Source organism: Nonomuraea sp. NPDC050404, assembly GCF_040655495.1.
In the GTDB taxonomy this organism is placed as follows: Bacteria; Actinomycetota; Actinomycetes; order Streptosporangiales; family Streptosporangiaceae; genus Nonomuraea.
On the sequence record NZ_JBFAKB010000042.1, the window covers coordinates 1 to 15,136 of the forward strand.

The window sequence follows — 15,136 nt, forward strand, 5'->3', positions numbered from 1 at the left end:
CCGCCGCCGTCCGGGACCGGCCCCCAGGCCGCACGCCCGGACGGCGGGCGGGCGGAGGGCCGGGGGTACGGCGGCGCGCCGCGCCGCCGCTTGATCTCTATAGGACCAATTCGGCAACACACAGCACCCACGTAAGCCTCTCCTCGCATGAAACTGCGGGAGGATGCGTAAGCGCGCGTGTGGGTACGGCTTGCAGAACTACTGCGATGTGGTTGCGTATCACAGCATAGGCGAGTCGATGCGTAGGCTGTGAGTCATGATGGCGAAGGTACCGGAAGCATCTACTCCCCGGAGCAGAGCAAGCATGCGTGGAAATCGATCCAGAGATACGAAACCTGAGTTAGCGCTACGATCCGCCGTACATGCGCTCGGCCTGCGCTTCCGCGTGGCCGATAAGCCGCTTCCCAATCTCCGCCGAACCGCAGACATGGTATTCAAGAGCAGCCGCGTCGCGGTGTTTCTAGACGGTTGCTATTGGCATGGTTGCCCACAGCACTATGTGCCGTCTCGCACAAGCATCGACTACTGGGGAGCTAAGATTTCACGCAATAAAGAACGAGATGCGGAAACCAATCGGCTACTAACAGAGTCCGGATGGAGAGTGATTCGTGTATGGGAACACGAATCGCCTACCGATGCTGCGAGAAGGGTCTATAGCCTTCTCAAGGGCGTCTCCATCTGAGGCTCGCTGACATCTAAGGCGTTGCGCAATATCGGTATACCTGCATATAAGCCGAACGGTCCGCCTCAGACAGCCAGTCGGCCTTCAGTTCCTGTCCGGATGCGAGGGGAAGCTGCTCCTCTAAAGCTCGTCGCTCCTTGGCTGTCAACAACGGAACACGAACCTTCAGTGGAGCACCACGCTGCAACCTAACAAAATCGAGTTCTTCGAATCGGCATGTTTCAAACTTCTCCTGGTCCTCTCGACTGACAACGATTCCACCCAGAGTCTGCATTTTCGCATTGTCCGCATAGTAAATGTCGAGCACCTGAGCCCAACGGGCTGGCGTGGTTCGTTCACGAAGCCCGGCTGTTATCAGGTCGGACATTACGCGCCCTTGCACTTCGGCCAACCCCCAAACTGCGAGCGAATCATTCGATACGCCAGGCGGCACGCGATCCTCTCCGATCATACGTGCGAGATCCTCCAATCTATCTTGTAGTAGATTCAGGGGATGACAGTTCACCGTTACGAAAAGCGCGCTTCCACTCATGAGGCGACCGCAGAGCAGCCGAATGTCAGAAATAACCTCCTCGTTCAATCTGCTTACGTAGTCGAGCCAGACGATACTGGGACGGTCCCAGTCTAAGGACGGAAGCTGGTCACACGCTCGCCCCGGTAGCACAGTGATCGCCTTGAAAGGCGCATTGAAGCGGTACCGGTCTATCGAGCGATCTGATTCGATAGAGGTCATAGTAGTGATGCCTAGCCCTCTGTGTACCATCTCAAAGTCGATGAACTCGATCCCACCGAATCCGACGTACTGATAACTCTTCAACTGATTGAACGCAATCAGTCGCCGACATACGTCAACTACCATGTGGCGCTGAACAGCTTTCGACGGTCGAGCACTGTACGCAAACGCCGCCATCAGCCCTCATCCCCCACCTGATAGCGATAGAAGAAGTCGAAAGTCTTCCGCCCAACCTCAGCGACCGAGCTGGTTCCGAGAACCGCCGTAACTTGCTCGAAACGGTCGAGTTCTACTGAGTATTGAATTTTTCGCACAGCGGGCTTGGCGGCTGGTTTGGGAGGTTGAGGATAAGAAAGCTTGTCTGACGCTCTTATCTCCGCAAGTGGCGCTGCCGTTGCCTTGGATAGCGCGACGCTGATCGGCCGTTCGCCATCTGATTCAGACACCTGTCGCTCAGCCTTGATCTTGTTCAGCATAGTTACAACTTCTTGGCCAGCCTGAAGCATTTCGGAGAAAACGCGACGCCAGATTCTTGAATCCTGGTCTATTCCAGTCTTAGTGGTGTTCCATGGAAGCAATTCTGATGCAACAGCATCGAGAAAAACATAGCCCCGGAACTGCCTGTATTGAGGATGATAGACAGGTTGTCCGTTCCCCCACCCAGTCAAGCTGCTACGATCAGCCGCGATCAGCAGGCGGTTATTGCAGAACACATACCATCCCGCATCTCGTTCAGTACGGAACAGTTCCGCCTGGTCGTCGTCTACCGTTGCTGCTTCGCGCTCCGTGAGACGCACACCAGCATAGAGACGAACGTTTACTACCTCTTCTCCTTGCATAATGTGGAAGGAGCGGAAGATTGGTACAACTCCGTACCCAGTCATGAGCTGAGGGGTGAACGGAATGATAGGGTCGTCGTTCAAGGTAATGCGTAGACCTTGAGACATAGCCTCTCGATGGCGCAAGCGAAGCTGATACTTGAGACTGGCGAGCGTTTGCGAAGAGGAGAAATCCTCCGTCACGCTTTCGTGAAGCGGGCCCACAAGTATATCTGTACCCACTCCATCGCGACCTTCCGGATGATAATCCTCGTCAATCTCAGAAAGGGTAAAGGACCAATCTGATCCGGGTTCTCTTGCCCATTCATCCACGTTCACGTCTAGCACGAAGCGAGTACTCTGACCTCTGGAGTCGATTACGAATCCTTTGCCGAGCTTGAAAAGTGCCCGCTTCATGCCCACCCCGAACTCTCCGACCGAACCGGCGGTGCCTACGAATTCTTGGGGACGCCCGAAGCGAAAAGCATAATTTCGAGCTGTATCCAGGTCGATCCCTCCGCAATTGTCGGATATGCGGAACTCATGCTCGCTGACCTTGAGATCTACGTGCAGATCGTCGTAAGGGCCCTTGCCCCGCAGGCGTCGTGCACCATCGACGCTGTTGTCTACGAGGTCGAGGATGGCGGGCAGCAGTTCGATGTCCTTCACCAGCATGTTGATGAAGAAGCGCTTCTCCGGGTTGGCATGCACCCTGTAGCGCAGGTCCTGTACCTCGGACATCCAGACTCCTTGTCGTCAACCGCATGATCCCTAGACGCGCGAGGTTCGGCAAGGGTTGATCACTAAACCATCACGATCCAGATGCATGGCGCGTTCGCTGGCATACATAGCCGATGATGTGCGATCGTCACTCTGTAGTCGAGACGCTGGAGGGACGGGGTGTCGAGGGTGAGCCCGACGAAGTTCACGCGCCGGCGACTGGTAGCTATTGACCTCTTCGCTGGCGTCGGCGGGTTGTCCTTGGGGTTTGAGCAGGCCGGCTTTGACGTACTGGCCGCTCTAGAGTATGACCCGATTCATGCAACAACGCACCATTTCAACTTTCCCCTCACCGAGGTTCTGTGCCGAGATGCCCGCCAGGTGGGCGCCCATGATCTTCTGGAGGCAGCGCGTCGTGGATGGCGGCGGCATCATCCTACGGGCCCTGCTTGGGACGGAGTAGTTGACGCGGTGATTGGAGGACCATCCTGCCAAGGCTTCTCCGTCGGAGGCAGGCGTCAGCTTGACGACGAGAGAAACCAATTGCTGCTTGAGTTCGTACGTTTGGTTGTCGAGATAAGACCCCAAGTTTTCTGTCTCGAAAATGTTCCAGGCCTGCTAGAACCGCGGCACGACGAAGTCAGAGAGCAAGCCCTCGCCTCCCTCGCTGAGGCTGGCTATTGCATAACAGGTTCAGATGGACCCTTAAATGCTGCAGATTTCGGCGTTCCTCAAAATCGCAGGCGACTGCTGGTGGTTGGCTCTCTTGTCTCACCGATCACCATATCTAGAGCGAGTAAGCTAGCGACCGTAACAGTCGAACAGGCCTTCGACGGCCTTCCCGATCCATCGCGATACGAGGGACTATGGGTGGGCGACAGCGTTGAACTATCTACTTCAGACATAGCTTCTCTAGACGCAGCAACTTCGAACTACGCTCGCTACATGTCAGGTGTCGAGCGAGATCCTTTGGATCGCGCCCGTCCACGCCAGTGGAACAGGCTTCGGCTTACCAACTCGTTGCTGACGAGACATAGCACCACGTCTATAGAGCGTTTCGACGCGACTCCTCAAGGAAAAGAGGAGCCAGTCAGTAGGTGTTATCGGCTCGATCCTTGTAAGCAAGCTAGGACGCTTAGAGCGGGAACTGGCAGAGAGCGAGGCGCCTTCACTTCGCCTCGACCTGTGCACCCTTATTTCCCGCGCGCTATCACTGTACGTGAAGCCGCACGACTCCACTCGTTCCCCGACTGGTTCCGTTTCAATGTGACCAATTGGCATGGCCACCGCCAGATAGGCAATTCGGTGCCGCCTCTACTAGCGCGGGGAGTGGGCATAGAGATCGCGCGAAGTCTTGGATCGATTCCGTCGCGCGGCCGCGTTGCTCTCCCATTCGGAAAAGAAACCCTGCTACGAATGTCACCGCAAGAGGCACTAATAGCGGTCGCAGGAAACCCCAATGAGGCCCCCCCTCCACGGAAACGTAAACCGCGCGTACGGGCCAGCACGTCTTCGACATCCCGTGCGGCCGTGATTCACCCGGTATCGGTGATTTAGGCGGTTGTGGTCCTGTTGCACAGGATGTGCAGCCGTTGCCAACAGAGTGGCCCATACGAGCAAGGTCCGGAAACCAAGTTGACAGGCTCTCCAGTTCCTCGTCCGCGCCCCATCTCCCCTGGCTTCCGATCAGAAGCCCATGTACTGGATATCAGCCAGGCGGTAGTTTCGCAGTGTGGGCGAAGACACTGAACTTACCCGGTGGGTTGTGCACGGGGAGCGGCTGGTCTATGACAACCGGTGGATCCGGTTGGGGCTGGCTGATGTGGAGATCCCAGGCGGGGAACGGTTCGAGCATCACGTGGTGCATCTTGATCGGGCCGCGATCGCCGTCGTGCTGGATGAGCAGAATCGTGTCTTGCTGATGTGGCGTCACCGGTTTGTGTTCGATCGGTGGGGGTGGGAGCTTCCCGGTGGGTTGATCGAGGCGGGTGAAGATCCGATGGTCACGGCTCTGCGGGAGGTGGAGGAGGAGACCGGATATCGGCTGGCGGGCCTTGAGCGTCTGGTCTCGTATCAGCCGATGGCGGGGATGGTCGACTCCGAGCACATCTTGTTCGTGGCCTATGGGGCCGAGCTGGTGGGCAAGCCTGAGGGTGAGGTGGAGGCCGACCGGCTCGAATGGGTCCCCATGAGCGAGATCCCGGACATGATTGCCCGCGGGGACATCTGGACCTCCGGGACGTTGATCGGGTTGCTTCAGGCTCAGGTGTGGCTCAACGGCCGAGGACGTGGTTGACCGCTCTCGCCAGTTCGTCGATGCGGCGACGCTGCCGGCGGCTGCCGGTCATGGTGGCCAGATGCTGAGCGCGTTGGATGTGGGGTTGGGCGGCTTCGGGGTCCCCGAGGGCCAGGAGGGCGTGGCCGAGGTCGCAGCGGACGCCGGATTCGGCTCTGTTGTAGGTGCCATCCATGCCGGCGAGGGCTGAGCGTAGGTCTTCGGCGGTGTCGGGGTCGCCGAAGCGGACGAGGCAGTTGCCGCGCCAGCGGGCGATGTGGTGGGCGTTGATGGACAGGTAGGGCATGTCCGGGTCTCCGTCCCCTTCGGGCATTAGGGCGGTGGCCTGGTGAAGAGCTGCGCGGCAGGTGGTCTCGTCGCCGAGGATGGCGGCGGCTTCTGCTTCGGCGGCTGAGAGCCAGGTGCGGAGTCGGGCCGGTACGTGGGCGTGGTGCTGCTGGTGGACGTGCTGGAGGAGTTCGGTGGCTTCGGCGGGGCGGCCGAGTTCCATGAGGACGTATGCCTGCTCACCGGAGACATAAGCGAGGAGGGCCGGGTCGTCCGCCTCGTACCCGGCGGCCTTGGCGCGCTCGTAGTGGGTCCAGGCGTCGTTGAGTGCCAGGGTGTTGATGGCCTGCCAGCCGGCCAGTGATGCGGTCTCGGCGAGCAGGTGCGCCAATTGGGCGCGGATGGCGGGGCGGATGGCGTGGCGGTGGGCGCGCTGGATCTGGGCTATCTGGGCGTGCATCTTATCGGCGATGGCGGGGCCTCCGAGGCGGCGGTCCAGCAGGCGCAGGTTGTTGGTGTCGGTGCGGAGGATCATGACCGTGGTGGGGTCTACTGCTGAGGCGGCGTCGAGACGGGCGATGAGGTCGGTGGTTTGTTCCTGGTGTTCGTCGTTGTGGTCGCCGGTGGGTGAGGCGGTGTCGAGCGGGGCCAGGCCGAGGAGCATGCGGGCGTGGTCGGGCAGGCGTAGGCCGGAGGCGATGCGCTCGATGACGGCGAGTTCTTTGATCGTTCCGTTGCCGTGCAGGATGGCGTTGACGCGGGGCTGGCCGAGGCCGGTGGCGGTGCCGATGCGGACCTGGCTGGCGCCGTATTTTGCTGCGATGCCGAAAAGTCCGGCGATGTCGCGCTTTCTGAGAAGTTCCCGGGTCTGTTCCTTTTCCCAGACGGCGACGGGTAGGTCAATGGGGTCGAACGCGCCATTCTGCATTGCTGACCTCCGGCTTTTCGCGCCCGGATGATTCATTCCCTTGCGCGGCGGAGCCTATATCCCATGGTCGTATATCAGCGTGGGATAGGTCTGAAAAGTATGGGCATTCATGCTGTCCGGCATGACAACGCCAATCAGATGCACAGAGTGCGACGGGCGGGGCTGGAAGATCGTCACTCGGCGCGGCCATGTAGCGGCCACCGGGTTGGGTCTGGCGGCATCCGCTCAGGAGGATTGCCTGCACTGTCCGGGGCCGGCCGAGACGCCACAGGAGCGGTTCGAGTGGGAGGTCCGCATCCCCTCCAAGCAGGGTGATGCCCTGGGGCCATGCGGATCGGCAGCGTTCCAGGCCACGGCGATGGACGAGCTGCGCAAGGCGATGCGGGGGATACCGGGTGATGTCTCTGTTCGGGGCAGTATCGTGCACAAGGTCTTTGACTTCGGCGCGGGTCCTGACGCTTTGTCAAGCCGTCATATCTTCCGGGCATACCTCGATCCGGCGGGTTCTGTCCTTTTTGAGCGGACCGCCAAATGATCGCCCGGATGCTGATCGGCAGTGATCCCTGTCGATCGGCCGAACTCCTTCAACAGCAATTGCGTCACGACGGAATCGACGCCGAGGTTCATGATGGTTATGGGCTGGCTCTGGTTTCGGTCTGGGTGGGTCTGGTCGTCTGGTGCGATGGTGGGCGGTTCTGGTGGCGTACCGGATGGAATGCCGATCGACACCGGGTCATTTATGCGTGGCATCCGGCGGATGATCCTTTTCGGGCGGCTCACCGGATCGCGATGCGTTACGCCGAACTCCGCTCCCGGCAGAGCGTGCAGCCGTCATGAGCCGGGCGGAGTCGCGTGTCGGCTGGAGGGCGACGATCGTGGACACGTTCCATAGTCATGCGCTCACGCAGGCTCATCGCTTGGCACTGATCGGGCGTGAGGGTGTGGTGGTGGCAGAGCTGAGCAATGGCACGACGGCCTTGGTCCGGCTCGACGGTGAAGTCTGGGATCTGCCGGGCGGCCTCCGGCGCTGGCCGCTGCGATGGGATGACCTCGACTTGAAGGAGCCGATCAAGGTGCGTGCTCCCTTGGCGTATGTGATCGGGTGGACGAAGAGGGGGCGGTCCATCACGCTGCACGCTGTGGTGCCGGGCGCCAAGGTGGCGATGTGCACATCGCCGGCCAGGCCGCTACCGGTGTGCGGCTGGTCGGTGCCCTTCTCTGCGACTGTGTCCAGAGCGTGCCCCTCGTGCGTAGCCATGGTGAAGGGCTCTTGAGCCGGTTACATCCTGCTGTCCTTTGGATGAGGGCGACTGACAGGCGATGCCTCAACCGATAGTGTGCTTATGCGCACGAGTGGAAGAGCGAATGGGCGGTTGAGATGGGCATGGATTTCGCTCCACCCAAATACGCGCAGGTCATGCGGACGATCCAGGAGCGGATCGAATCGGGCGAGTACGCCCCGGGTGACATGCTGCCCTCTGAGACCCAGCTCGTGCGCGAACTCGGCGTCGGCCGTACCACTGTCGTGCGCGCCCTTCAGACCCTGGCCATGCAAGGGTGGATCGAACGTGAGCATGGGCGCGGGTCGTTCGTCAAAGGCCGCCCTCAGAGCGCGGCCGAGATCGTCCATCCCAGCTTGAGCGCGACCGAGCTGGGCGAGAGTGCCGATGCGGTCTTGGAGGCGGGGCGCGTTCCGGCTCCTCGCCATGTCGCGCGGCTGCTGGGTGTCGCCGAGGGAACTCCGTTGATCTCGCGGAAGAGAGTGGCGCGGCAAGCCGAGGTCGTCTCGGGGGTAGAGACCATTTGGGTGCCGCTGGAACACGCCATCGGCACCGATCTGGACAAGCCCGAACCGCTGCGGCGGGGCATCCGCCAGCATCTTCAGTCGGTCAAGCATCTGCGCTTCGACCACATCACCGAGCGCGTCAGCGCGCGCAAGCCCACCAAGGATGAGGCCGAGTTGCTTGGGTCGTCGAACCCGGTGCTCGGCGTGCTGGCCACTGTGCATGATGCGGCCGGCCTGGTGCTAATGGTGGTGAGCCTGGCGCTGCCTGGAAGTCTGCATGAGCTCGAAGATGTCTTCAAGGTGAGCTAACTCTTACCCGCCACTTACGGCTCAACCACTTGTGCGGACGAGTTGCCGTCACTTACTCTCAACTCATGCGGACAAGTGGACGAGCGATTGAAGAGCTCTCCTCCGCTATCGAGAGGAACAGCATGGCCATTCAGGGACCCATCCCCGTCACCTACACCATGGTCTTCCCGCACGGCTGCTACGTCGTCGGCGAGGTCGAGCCCGTCAAGGACTTCGATGCCTCGTCCAACGGCCGGTTCGTGCAGGCGCGCGACAAGCAGACCGGAGAACTGGTCTGGCAGGTCGCGGTCTTGGACGGTGACCCGACCCTCAAGCCCGCCCAGAAGACGGTGGCGGTCAAGATCCTCGCGCCGGTCCAGCCGGTGCCCCCGCAACCCATGCCGGGGCTGCCGTTCACGCCGGTCGAATTCAACGCCATCACGGTCACGCCCTACGTCAACGCCACCGGCCGCCTCGCGTACTCGATCAAGGTCCGCGAGATGCACGCACCCCGCCAGACCACCCAGCCCGCCACGAGCAAGGCTTCGGCCGCAAAGGACGCCGCCTGATGACCCGACGCCGTACCCCGCGCAACAGCGTGATCCGACTGACCACCGGAAACGCCGCCCGCACCATGAACCACCCGTTCGCCCGCCGTGAGCCCGTCCTGGCGCTCGACTTCGGCGCCACCTCCGTCCTGGTCACCACCAACGGACCCGTGACGGCAGACGACCTGGAGTTCGCCCGCCAGCTCGCCCACGCGGCCCATCGCTTCGCCCGCTCCCTGGAGCGCAGCTTCTACGGCCTGCCCGATGGTCAGGGGATGGCGGCGTGAGCGAACACCGGCCCTACACCTACGTCACCCTGTCCCTGCGACCGGAGTCCACGCCGTACGTCGGCATCTCCTTCCACACGCCTGACCTCAAGATCCGCGCCGGTCTCCTGCTCACCAGCCCGCGCCCGTACCTGGAGCTCTACTCCGCTGAGGCGAGCGTGCACGTCTCCACCACCGGAGCCGGGCCGATCACCGACGCAGACCTCACTACGGCACACGAGATCTTCAACGCCGCCGCTCGCTACCTCGCTGATTGCGAGCACCTGCACGCCGAACAGTCGGCCGAGGACGCCGGCGACACGGTCTGACACGAAGCGGGGCCGCTGGAAGCGGCAACTTCCGGCGGCCCCTCGGTTCTCCCCTGACTTCCGCATCACGAGAGGTACCCAGCTTATGTTCAAGCGGCTGCCTGGCGACGAGGCGCGCAACCTCGTCTCCACCACGCCCGATACGGCCGTCGTCTTCCGCCCGGCCGTACTCAAGACCCCCGCCCTCGTCACCTTCCTCATCTACGGCTGGCGCTTCCTGTCCGCCCTCGTCCGCACCACCTGGCGGCATCCGGTCGCCGTCGCCATCCCGGTCGCCCTGGGCGGCATCTGGTACTGGTTCGGCTGGCCTGCTGCGGCGTCCACGCTCAGCTTCGTCGTGCTGTCGCTGCTCGGCTGGGCTTGCACGGACGGCGATCTGTTCGCCCGTCTCGTCGGCTTCCGGCTGCTGGCCTGGTGGCGACTGATGGCGGTCTACCGGCGTCACTGGAACGGCGTCATGGACGTCTCCGGCCTGGCCAAGCGCGTCAACGGCCGCGTCTACATGCCGCGCCTGCTGCGCGTCACCTGCGACGGCTGGGCCGACCGCATCACCGTCCGGATGCTCGCCGGGCAGGCGGTCAAGGACTGGTCCGACCGCATCGACAACCTCACCCAAGGCTTCGGCGCCACCTCCTGCCGGGTCGCGCTCGTCAAGGGTGGCCGGCTGTTGCTGACCTTCCCGCGCAGTGACCCGCTGGCCGCCCCGATGCCTGCGCTGCCCATCCCGGAGGAACCATCGGTCGGACCGGTCGAGATCGGCAAGCAGGAGGACGGCCGACCGCTGCGGCTCAAAGTGCACGGCACCCATGTCCTGATCGCGGGCGCGACCGGGGCCGGCAAGGGCTCCTTCCTGTGGGACACCGTCCGCGGGCTGCTCCCGGCGATGCGGGTGGGCCTGGCCGAAGTCTGGGCCCTCGACCCCAAGCTGATGGAGCTGTCCTTCGGCCGGGAGCTGTTCCAAGGCCGCTACGCCGCCGACCCGGCCGACTGCGCCGACCTGCTCGACGAGGCCGTCTCCGTCATGCAGAAGCGCGCCGCCCGCTTCGCCGGACTCCAGCGCTCCCACGAACCGACCATCGCCGACCCGTTCGTCCTGGTGCTCGTCGACGAGGTCGCGTTCCTGACCGCCTACCAACCCGACCGGCAACTGCGGCAGCGCATCTCCGCCGCCCTGGCCACCCTCGCCACTCAAGGCCGCTCCGTTGGCGTCGGCGTCATGGCCGCCCTTCAGGACCCGCGCAAGGAGGTCATGAACATCCGCAACCTGTTCCCCGACAAGATCGCCCTCCGGCTGGATGAGTCCGAGCAGGTGGACATGGTCCTCGGCGACGGCGCACGCGACCGGGGCGCCCTCGCCGACCACATCTCCCCCGTCCCGGAGCTCGGGGCTGGGGTCGCGTACATGCGGCTGGAGGCATCTCCCGAACCGATCCGGGTCCGCGCCGCCTACGTCTCCGATGCCGACATCCGCGCCATGGTCGCCTACTACAGGCAGGCCGCATGACTCACCTGCTTGATGGCCTGCGCTGCGCCATCTGCCGCACCCTGAACGTTCTCTGGCTCGACCCGGTCCGCGCCCTGGTCGCGTGCCACCAGTGCGGCCAAAGCGCGCTGACCCTCACCGTCCCCAACGAAGGGAGGTCCCTGTGACCCATGCGCACGACCGCGCCCTGCCCCGCGCCGTCCGTCAGGCCATGCCGATGGCCCGCGACGTGCTCGAAGAGGTCGCCAAGCTCCACGGGGTCTGTATCCGGCCCATCCCGCTCAAGCGGCTCGACATCGTCACCGGTAAGTCTGAGATCATCGACGTCCCGTGTGGGGCCACCCTCGACGGCAAGTGCCCGCCGTGTGCCAAGCGCACCAAGCAGCTCCGCAAGGCCCAGTGCCGTGAGGGCTGGCACCTCGACGCCGAACCGGCCATCACGCCCGATGAGGCGAATGAGGAACAGCGCTGGCTGGTGGAGTTCCGCGCCGACTACCAGGCTCAGCGTGACGCCGCTGAAAAGGCCGGCGACGACACCACCGACCTGGACGCGATCATCACCGGCCTGGACGAGGAGATCAACGCCGCAGGTATGCGCGGCAACGTGCTCGGCCGTACCGCCGTAAAGCGCTCCCGCTCGACCAAGCGGCGGCAGGACGCACCCGACCTGCCCAAGCGCACGATGACCCCCACCACCCTGGGACGCACCTTCCAAGGCACGGACGGCAGAACCTACCGGCCGTCGCTGTTCGTCACACTCACCCTGCCCAGCTACGGCAGGGTTCGCGACGGCTTCCCCATCGATGCGCAGACCTACAACTACCGGCGGGCCGCGCGGGACGCGCTGCACTTCTCCAAGCTCGTTGATCGCTTCGTACAGAACCTGCGCCGCGTCGCGGGCTATGACGTGCAGTACTTCGCCTCCGTGGAGCCTCAGAAGCGCCTCGCGCCGCACCTGCACATGGCCATTCGTGGAACGCTCCCACGAGCGGAGATCAAGCAGATCGCCGCCGCCACCTACCACCAGGTCTGGTGGCCACAGGCTGACGAAGTCGTCTTCGACGGCACCCACATGCCCCTCTGGCAGGACAGCATCGGCTACCTCAACCCGGCTACCAGCGAAGTCCTGCCCACCTGGACTGAAGCCCTCGACGCGCTCGACGAGGACGCCGACCCCCTCCACGTCATCCGCTTCGGCGAACAGGTCGATGCCCAAGGCGTGCTCGCCGGCACCCCGGACGCCGACCAATGCATCCGCTACCTGTCCAAGTACCTCACCAAATCCCTCGGCGACGCCCTCAACGGCGGCCAGGCCCAGCAACAGCACGCCGCCCGCATGCTCGATGCCCTGCGCTACGAACCCTGCTCACCCACCTGCCCGAACTGGCTCCGCTACGGCATCCAGCCCAAGGACGCCAAACCCGGCATGCTCCCCGGTCGCTGCCGTGGCAAGGCCCACAAGCCCGAACACCTCGGCTACGCCGGACGCCGCGTCCTGGTTTCTCGCAAGTGGAGCAACAAGACCCTCGCCGAGCACAAGCAGGACCGCCGCACCTGGGTCCTGGAAGCCCTCGGCCAGGCCGACGAGCCCACCGACCCACACCGCTACATCTGGCGGCCCATATCGGCCGGAGACGCCAACGTGCCACCGCTCGCCGTCCGGCTCCTCCGCTCCGTCCACGAACGTCAACGCTGGCGCGCCCACCTCAGAGAGCTGGAAGCCAGAGCAGCCGGACAGGACTTTTCGGCAACAGAGGCCATGGGGAGTGCCGCGTGACCAAGCACGACGAGCTACTGACCGTCCGCCAAGTCCTCAACGAGCTCGGCGGAGTCTCCCGCCGCACCTTCTACCGCTGGCGCGAGATCGGCAAGGCACCCGACGGCATCCGCCTGCCCAACGGCGAACTACGCATCTACCGCAGCGATCTCAACGCCTGGCTCGAATCTCTCCGGAGCGCCGCATGACGACCTCCTACGACGTGAAATTCTTCGAGATCGCCCGGAACAAGTCCAGCAAAACCCCGTCGTACGTGGTCCGCTGGTCAGTCGCCCGCAAGCGCTCCTCAAAGACTTACCGGACCAAGGCCCTGGCCGACAGCTTCCTGTCCGACCTACGGCAGGCGGCCAAGCGCGGTGAAGCGTTCGACGTGGAGTCCGGGCTACCCGCCTCGATGCTCAAGGCCAAGGACGCCAAGAGCATCCTGGAGTTCGCGCAGGCGTTCATAGAGATGAAGTGGCCGCACGCGGCGGCCAAGAGCCGAGACAGCATCTCCGACGCCCTCGCCACGGTCTTGCCCGCGCTCACCAAGGATCGCGCAGGTCGCCCCGACCCCCGTGAGCTTCGTACCGTCCTGCGTAAGGTTCTCCTGCTGCCAGAGGACAAGCGCGCGGACGTCCCACAGCAGCACGCCGCTGCGGCAGCCTGGCTGAAGGCGGCTTCGCTCGACCTGGCGAGCCTGGAGGAGGCCAAGACAGCGCGACTCGCCCTGCACGCCCTGACGCTGTGCCTCGACGGCAAGGCGGCGGCCTCCACGACCATCGCCCGCAAGCGCGCCGTCTTCCACGCGCTTCTGGAGTACGCGGTGGAGCTGAACGAACTTTCGGCAAATCCGCTGCACAAGGTCAAATGGAAGCCGCCGAAGACGACCGAGACGGTAGACGCACGCGTCGTGGTGAACCCTCGCCAGGCCCAGGAGTTGCTGACCGCGGTGACCTACGTTGGACGGCGCGGCAGGGGCCGGCGGCTCATGGCTCTCTTCGCCTGTATGTACTACGCCGCCCTGCGCCCGGCCGAAGCGGTGGGTCTCCGCCTTCAGGACTGCCACCTGCCCACGTCGGGATGGGGACGGCTCACGATCGACGTGTCCCGGCCAGAGGTCAACACCCAGTGGACCGACAATGGGGACGCGCACGAAGTACGCGGCCTCAAGCATCGGGGCAGACAAGACGTCCGCCCGGTGCCCATCCCTCCCGAACTCGTCACGATCCTCCGCGAGCACATCGCCGAGTACGGGACTGCCAAGGATGGTCGCATCTTCTGCAGCGAACGGGGCGGTGTCGTCGCTTCCACTGCCTACACGGAGGTCTGGCAAGACGCCCGCCTCCTGGCCTTTACGCCCGCGCAGGTCGCCTCACCGCTCGCCAAGCGCCCATACGATCTCCGGCACGCGGCCGTCTCGCTCTGGCTCAATGCAGGCGTCTCAGCCCCTGACGTGGCCGAACGAGCGGGCCACGGCGTCGATGTCCTCTTGCGGGTCTACGCCAAGTGCATCGACGGCCAAAAGGAGATCGCCAACCAGCGGATTGGCGATGCCCTCGCCGCATGACCACCTACCGACCGCATCCAGAGCCCCGGCCCACACCGGGGCTCTTCTTCTTGGCCGCATACTGGCCGGGCTGGCGTCCGACCTGGGGAAACGCGCTCAAGATCATTGCACGTATATTGGTGGACCTGCGACAACGGGCCGCTCTTGGCGGCTTCCGGCTGCACACCCCTGAAACGCAGAAGAGGCCCCGTAGGGCCTCTGAACTGCGCTTACTGCGTGTGGCAGGTGCAAGGTTCGAACTTGCGTAGGCTGAGCCGACGGTTTTACAGACCGCTCCCTTTGGCCACTCGGGCAACCTGCCTTGTCTTCCGCTTGCGGCGGCGACAGAAAGAAGAATAGCGGACTTCGGAGGTGCACGTGACACCGGTTTGTCCCGAGGACAGTGTGTGTTGCCCCGGCTGTGACACCACCGCGGTTGTCTCATCTTCCGTACTGCCTGCTTGGGGCTGGTCTCGTCCTGGGGCCCGTGGCGTCGTCTGAGTTGATCGTCAGCGCTGTTGGCGCGGGCACAGGTTGGCAGGGACCAGTGGGTGGGTGGTCTTCCTGATGGGTGGGGTTGGCTCGTTCGTCCTCGGGTCTGTGGGTGGGTTCGGGCCTGGATCGGTCCGCCGCGTCTCTGCGGCCTGCTCCCGCTGGTGAGTGTGTTACTCCGGTGGTGAAGGGCAT

Annotated in this window: 18 protein-coding genes and 1 tRNA gene; 15 read left to right on the forward strand and 4 right to left on the reverse strand. The window is 63.6% G+C overall.

Annotated features, from left to right (window positions below; genetic code table 11):
- Positions 1-259 precede the first annotated feature (259 nt).
- A complete protein-coding gene (locus AB0I81_RS58070) occupies positions 260-682 on the forward strand; it encodes a very short patch repair endonuclease (RefSeq protein WP_360678119.1) in 423 nt (140 codons plus the stop codon).
- Between the two features lie 13 nt (positions 683-695).
- Here AB0I81_RS58070 and AB0I81_RS58075 read toward each other — a convergent pair whose 3' ends face one another.
- Complete coding sequence (locus AB0I81_RS58075; protein WP_360677936.1) at positions 696-1,592, reverse strand: O-methyltransferase; 897 nt, start codon at positions 1,590-1,592, stop codon at positions 696-698.
- A complete protein-coding gene (locus AB0I81_RS58080) occupies positions 1,592-2,974 on the reverse strand; it encodes an ATP-binding protein (RefSeq protein WP_360677938.1) in 1,383 nt (460 codons plus the stop codon). Before AB0I81_RS58080 ends, AB0I81_RS58075 begins: the two co-directional genes overlap by 1 nt.
- Positions 2,975-3,142: 168 nt before the next feature.
- On the opposite strand from AB0I81_RS58080, the gene AB0I81_RS58085 reads away from it, so the two are divergent.
- Both AB0I81_RS58085 and AB0I81_RS58090 read left to right on the forward strand, forming a co-directional pair.
- Positions 3,143-4,510 (forward strand): DNA cytosine methyltransferase, encoded by a 1,368-nt coding sequence (locus tag AB0I81_RS58085; protein WP_360677940.1) that lies wholly within the window; start codon positions 3,143-3,145, stop codon positions 4,508-4,510.
- Between the two features lie 175 nt (positions 4,511-4,685).
- Positions 4,686-5,249, forward strand: a complete 564-nt coding sequence (locus AB0I81_RS58090) for an NUDIX hydrolase (RefSeq protein WP_360677942.1) — start codon at positions 4,686-4,688, stop codon at positions 5,247-5,249.
- Here the strand turns inward: AB0I81_RS58090 and AB0I81_RS58095 are convergent.
- Entirely contained in the window at positions 5,227-6,444 is a 1,218-nt protein-coding gene (locus tag AB0I81_RS58095) for an XRE family transcriptional regulator (RefSeq protein ID WP_360677944.1), read from the reverse strand. The genes AB0I81_RS58090 and AB0I81_RS58095 overlap by 23 nt on opposite strands.
- 121 nt (positions 6,445-6,565) lie before the next feature.
- On the opposite strand from AB0I81_RS58095, the gene AB0I81_RS58100 reads away from it, so the two are divergent.
- The 12 genes from AB0I81_RS58100 (at position 6,566) to AB0I81_RS58155 (ending at position 14,470) form a co-directional block, all read left to right on the forward strand.
- Complete coding sequence (locus AB0I81_RS58100; RefSeq protein WP_360677946.1) at positions 6,566-6,979, forward strand: hypothetical protein; 414 nt, start codon at positions 6,566-6,568, stop codon at positions 6,977-6,979.
- Positions 6,976-7,281, forward strand: coding sequence for a hypothetical protein (locus tag AB0I81_RS58105; RefSeq protein ID WP_360677948.1), 306 nt, complete (start codon positions 6,976-6,978; stop codon positions 7,279-7,281). The genes AB0I81_RS58100 and AB0I81_RS58105 overlap by 4 nt, the downstream gene beginning before the upstream one ends.
- 38 nt (positions 7,282-7,319) lie before the next feature.
- Entirely contained in the window at positions 7,320-7,718 is a 399-nt protein-coding gene (locus AB0I81_RS58110; RefSeq protein WP_360677950.1) for a hypothetical protein, read from the forward strand.
- A 104-nt stretch (positions 7,719-7,822) separates the two neighbouring features.
- Complete coding sequence (locus AB0I81_RS58115; protein WP_360677952.1) at positions 7,823-8,539, forward strand: GntR family transcriptional regulator; 717 nt, start codon at positions 7,823-7,825, stop codon at positions 8,537-8,539.
- A gap of 122 nt (positions 8,540-8,661) precedes the next feature.
- Positions 8,662-9,087, forward strand: a complete 426-nt coding sequence (locus tag AB0I81_RS58120) for a plasmid replication, integration and excision activator (protein ID WP_360677954.1) — start codon at positions 8,662-8,664, stop codon at positions 9,085-9,087.
- Entirely contained in the window at positions 9,087-9,353 is a 267-nt protein-coding gene (locus tag AB0I81_RS58125; RefSeq protein WP_360677956.1) for a hypothetical protein, read from the forward strand. Before AB0I81_RS58120 ends, AB0I81_RS58125 begins: the two co-directional genes overlap by 1 nt.
- A complete protein-coding gene (locus AB0I81_RS58130; protein ID WP_360677958.1) occupies positions 9,350-9,661 on the forward strand; it encodes a hypothetical protein in 312 nt (103 codons plus the stop codon). Before AB0I81_RS58125 ends, AB0I81_RS58130 begins: the two co-directional genes overlap by 4 nt.
- Before the next feature lie 85 nt (positions 9,662-9,746).
- On the forward strand, positions 9,747-11,165 hold the full coding sequence (locus AB0I81_RS58135; protein WP_360677960.1) for an FtsK/SpoIIIE domain-containing protein: 1,419 nt from the start codon (positions 9,747-9,749) through the stop codon (positions 11,163-11,165).
- Positions 11,162-11,311, forward strand: coding sequence for a hypothetical protein (locus AB0I81_RS58140; RefSeq protein ID WP_360677962.1), 150 nt, complete (start codon positions 11,162-11,164; stop codon positions 11,309-11,311). Before AB0I81_RS58135 ends, AB0I81_RS58140 begins: the two co-directional genes overlap by 4 nt.
- Entirely contained in the window at positions 11,308-12,921 is a 1,614-nt protein-coding gene (locus AB0I81_RS58145) for a replication initiator (RefSeq protein ID WP_360677964.1), read from the forward strand. Before AB0I81_RS58140 ends, AB0I81_RS58145 begins: the two co-directional genes overlap by 4 nt.
- The gene (locus AB0I81_RS58150) at positions 12,918-13,109 is read left to right on the forward strand and encodes a helix-turn-helix domain-containing protein (RefSeq protein WP_360677966.1); all 192 of its coding nucleotides are present in this window, start codon (positions 12,918-12,920) and stop codon (positions 13,107-13,109) included. Before AB0I81_RS58145 ends, AB0I81_RS58150 begins: the two co-directional genes overlap by 4 nt.
- Positions 13,106-14,470 carry a tyrosine-type recombinase/integrase gene (locus AB0I81_RS58155; RefSeq protein WP_360677968.1) on the forward strand — a complete coding sequence of 455 codons (1,365 nt, stop codon included), beginning with the start codon at positions 13,106-13,108 and terminating at the stop codon, positions 14,468-14,470. Before AB0I81_RS58150 ends, AB0I81_RS58155 begins: the two co-directional genes overlap by 4 nt.
- Positions 14,471-14,689: 219 nt before the next feature.
- On the opposite strand, the gene AB0I81_RS58160 is transcribed toward AB0I81_RS58155, so the two are convergent.
- Positions 14,690-14,771 (reverse strand) — tRNA-Tyr (locus tag AB0I81_RS58160).
- Between the last annotated feature and the right edge of the window lie 365 nt (positions 14,772-15,136).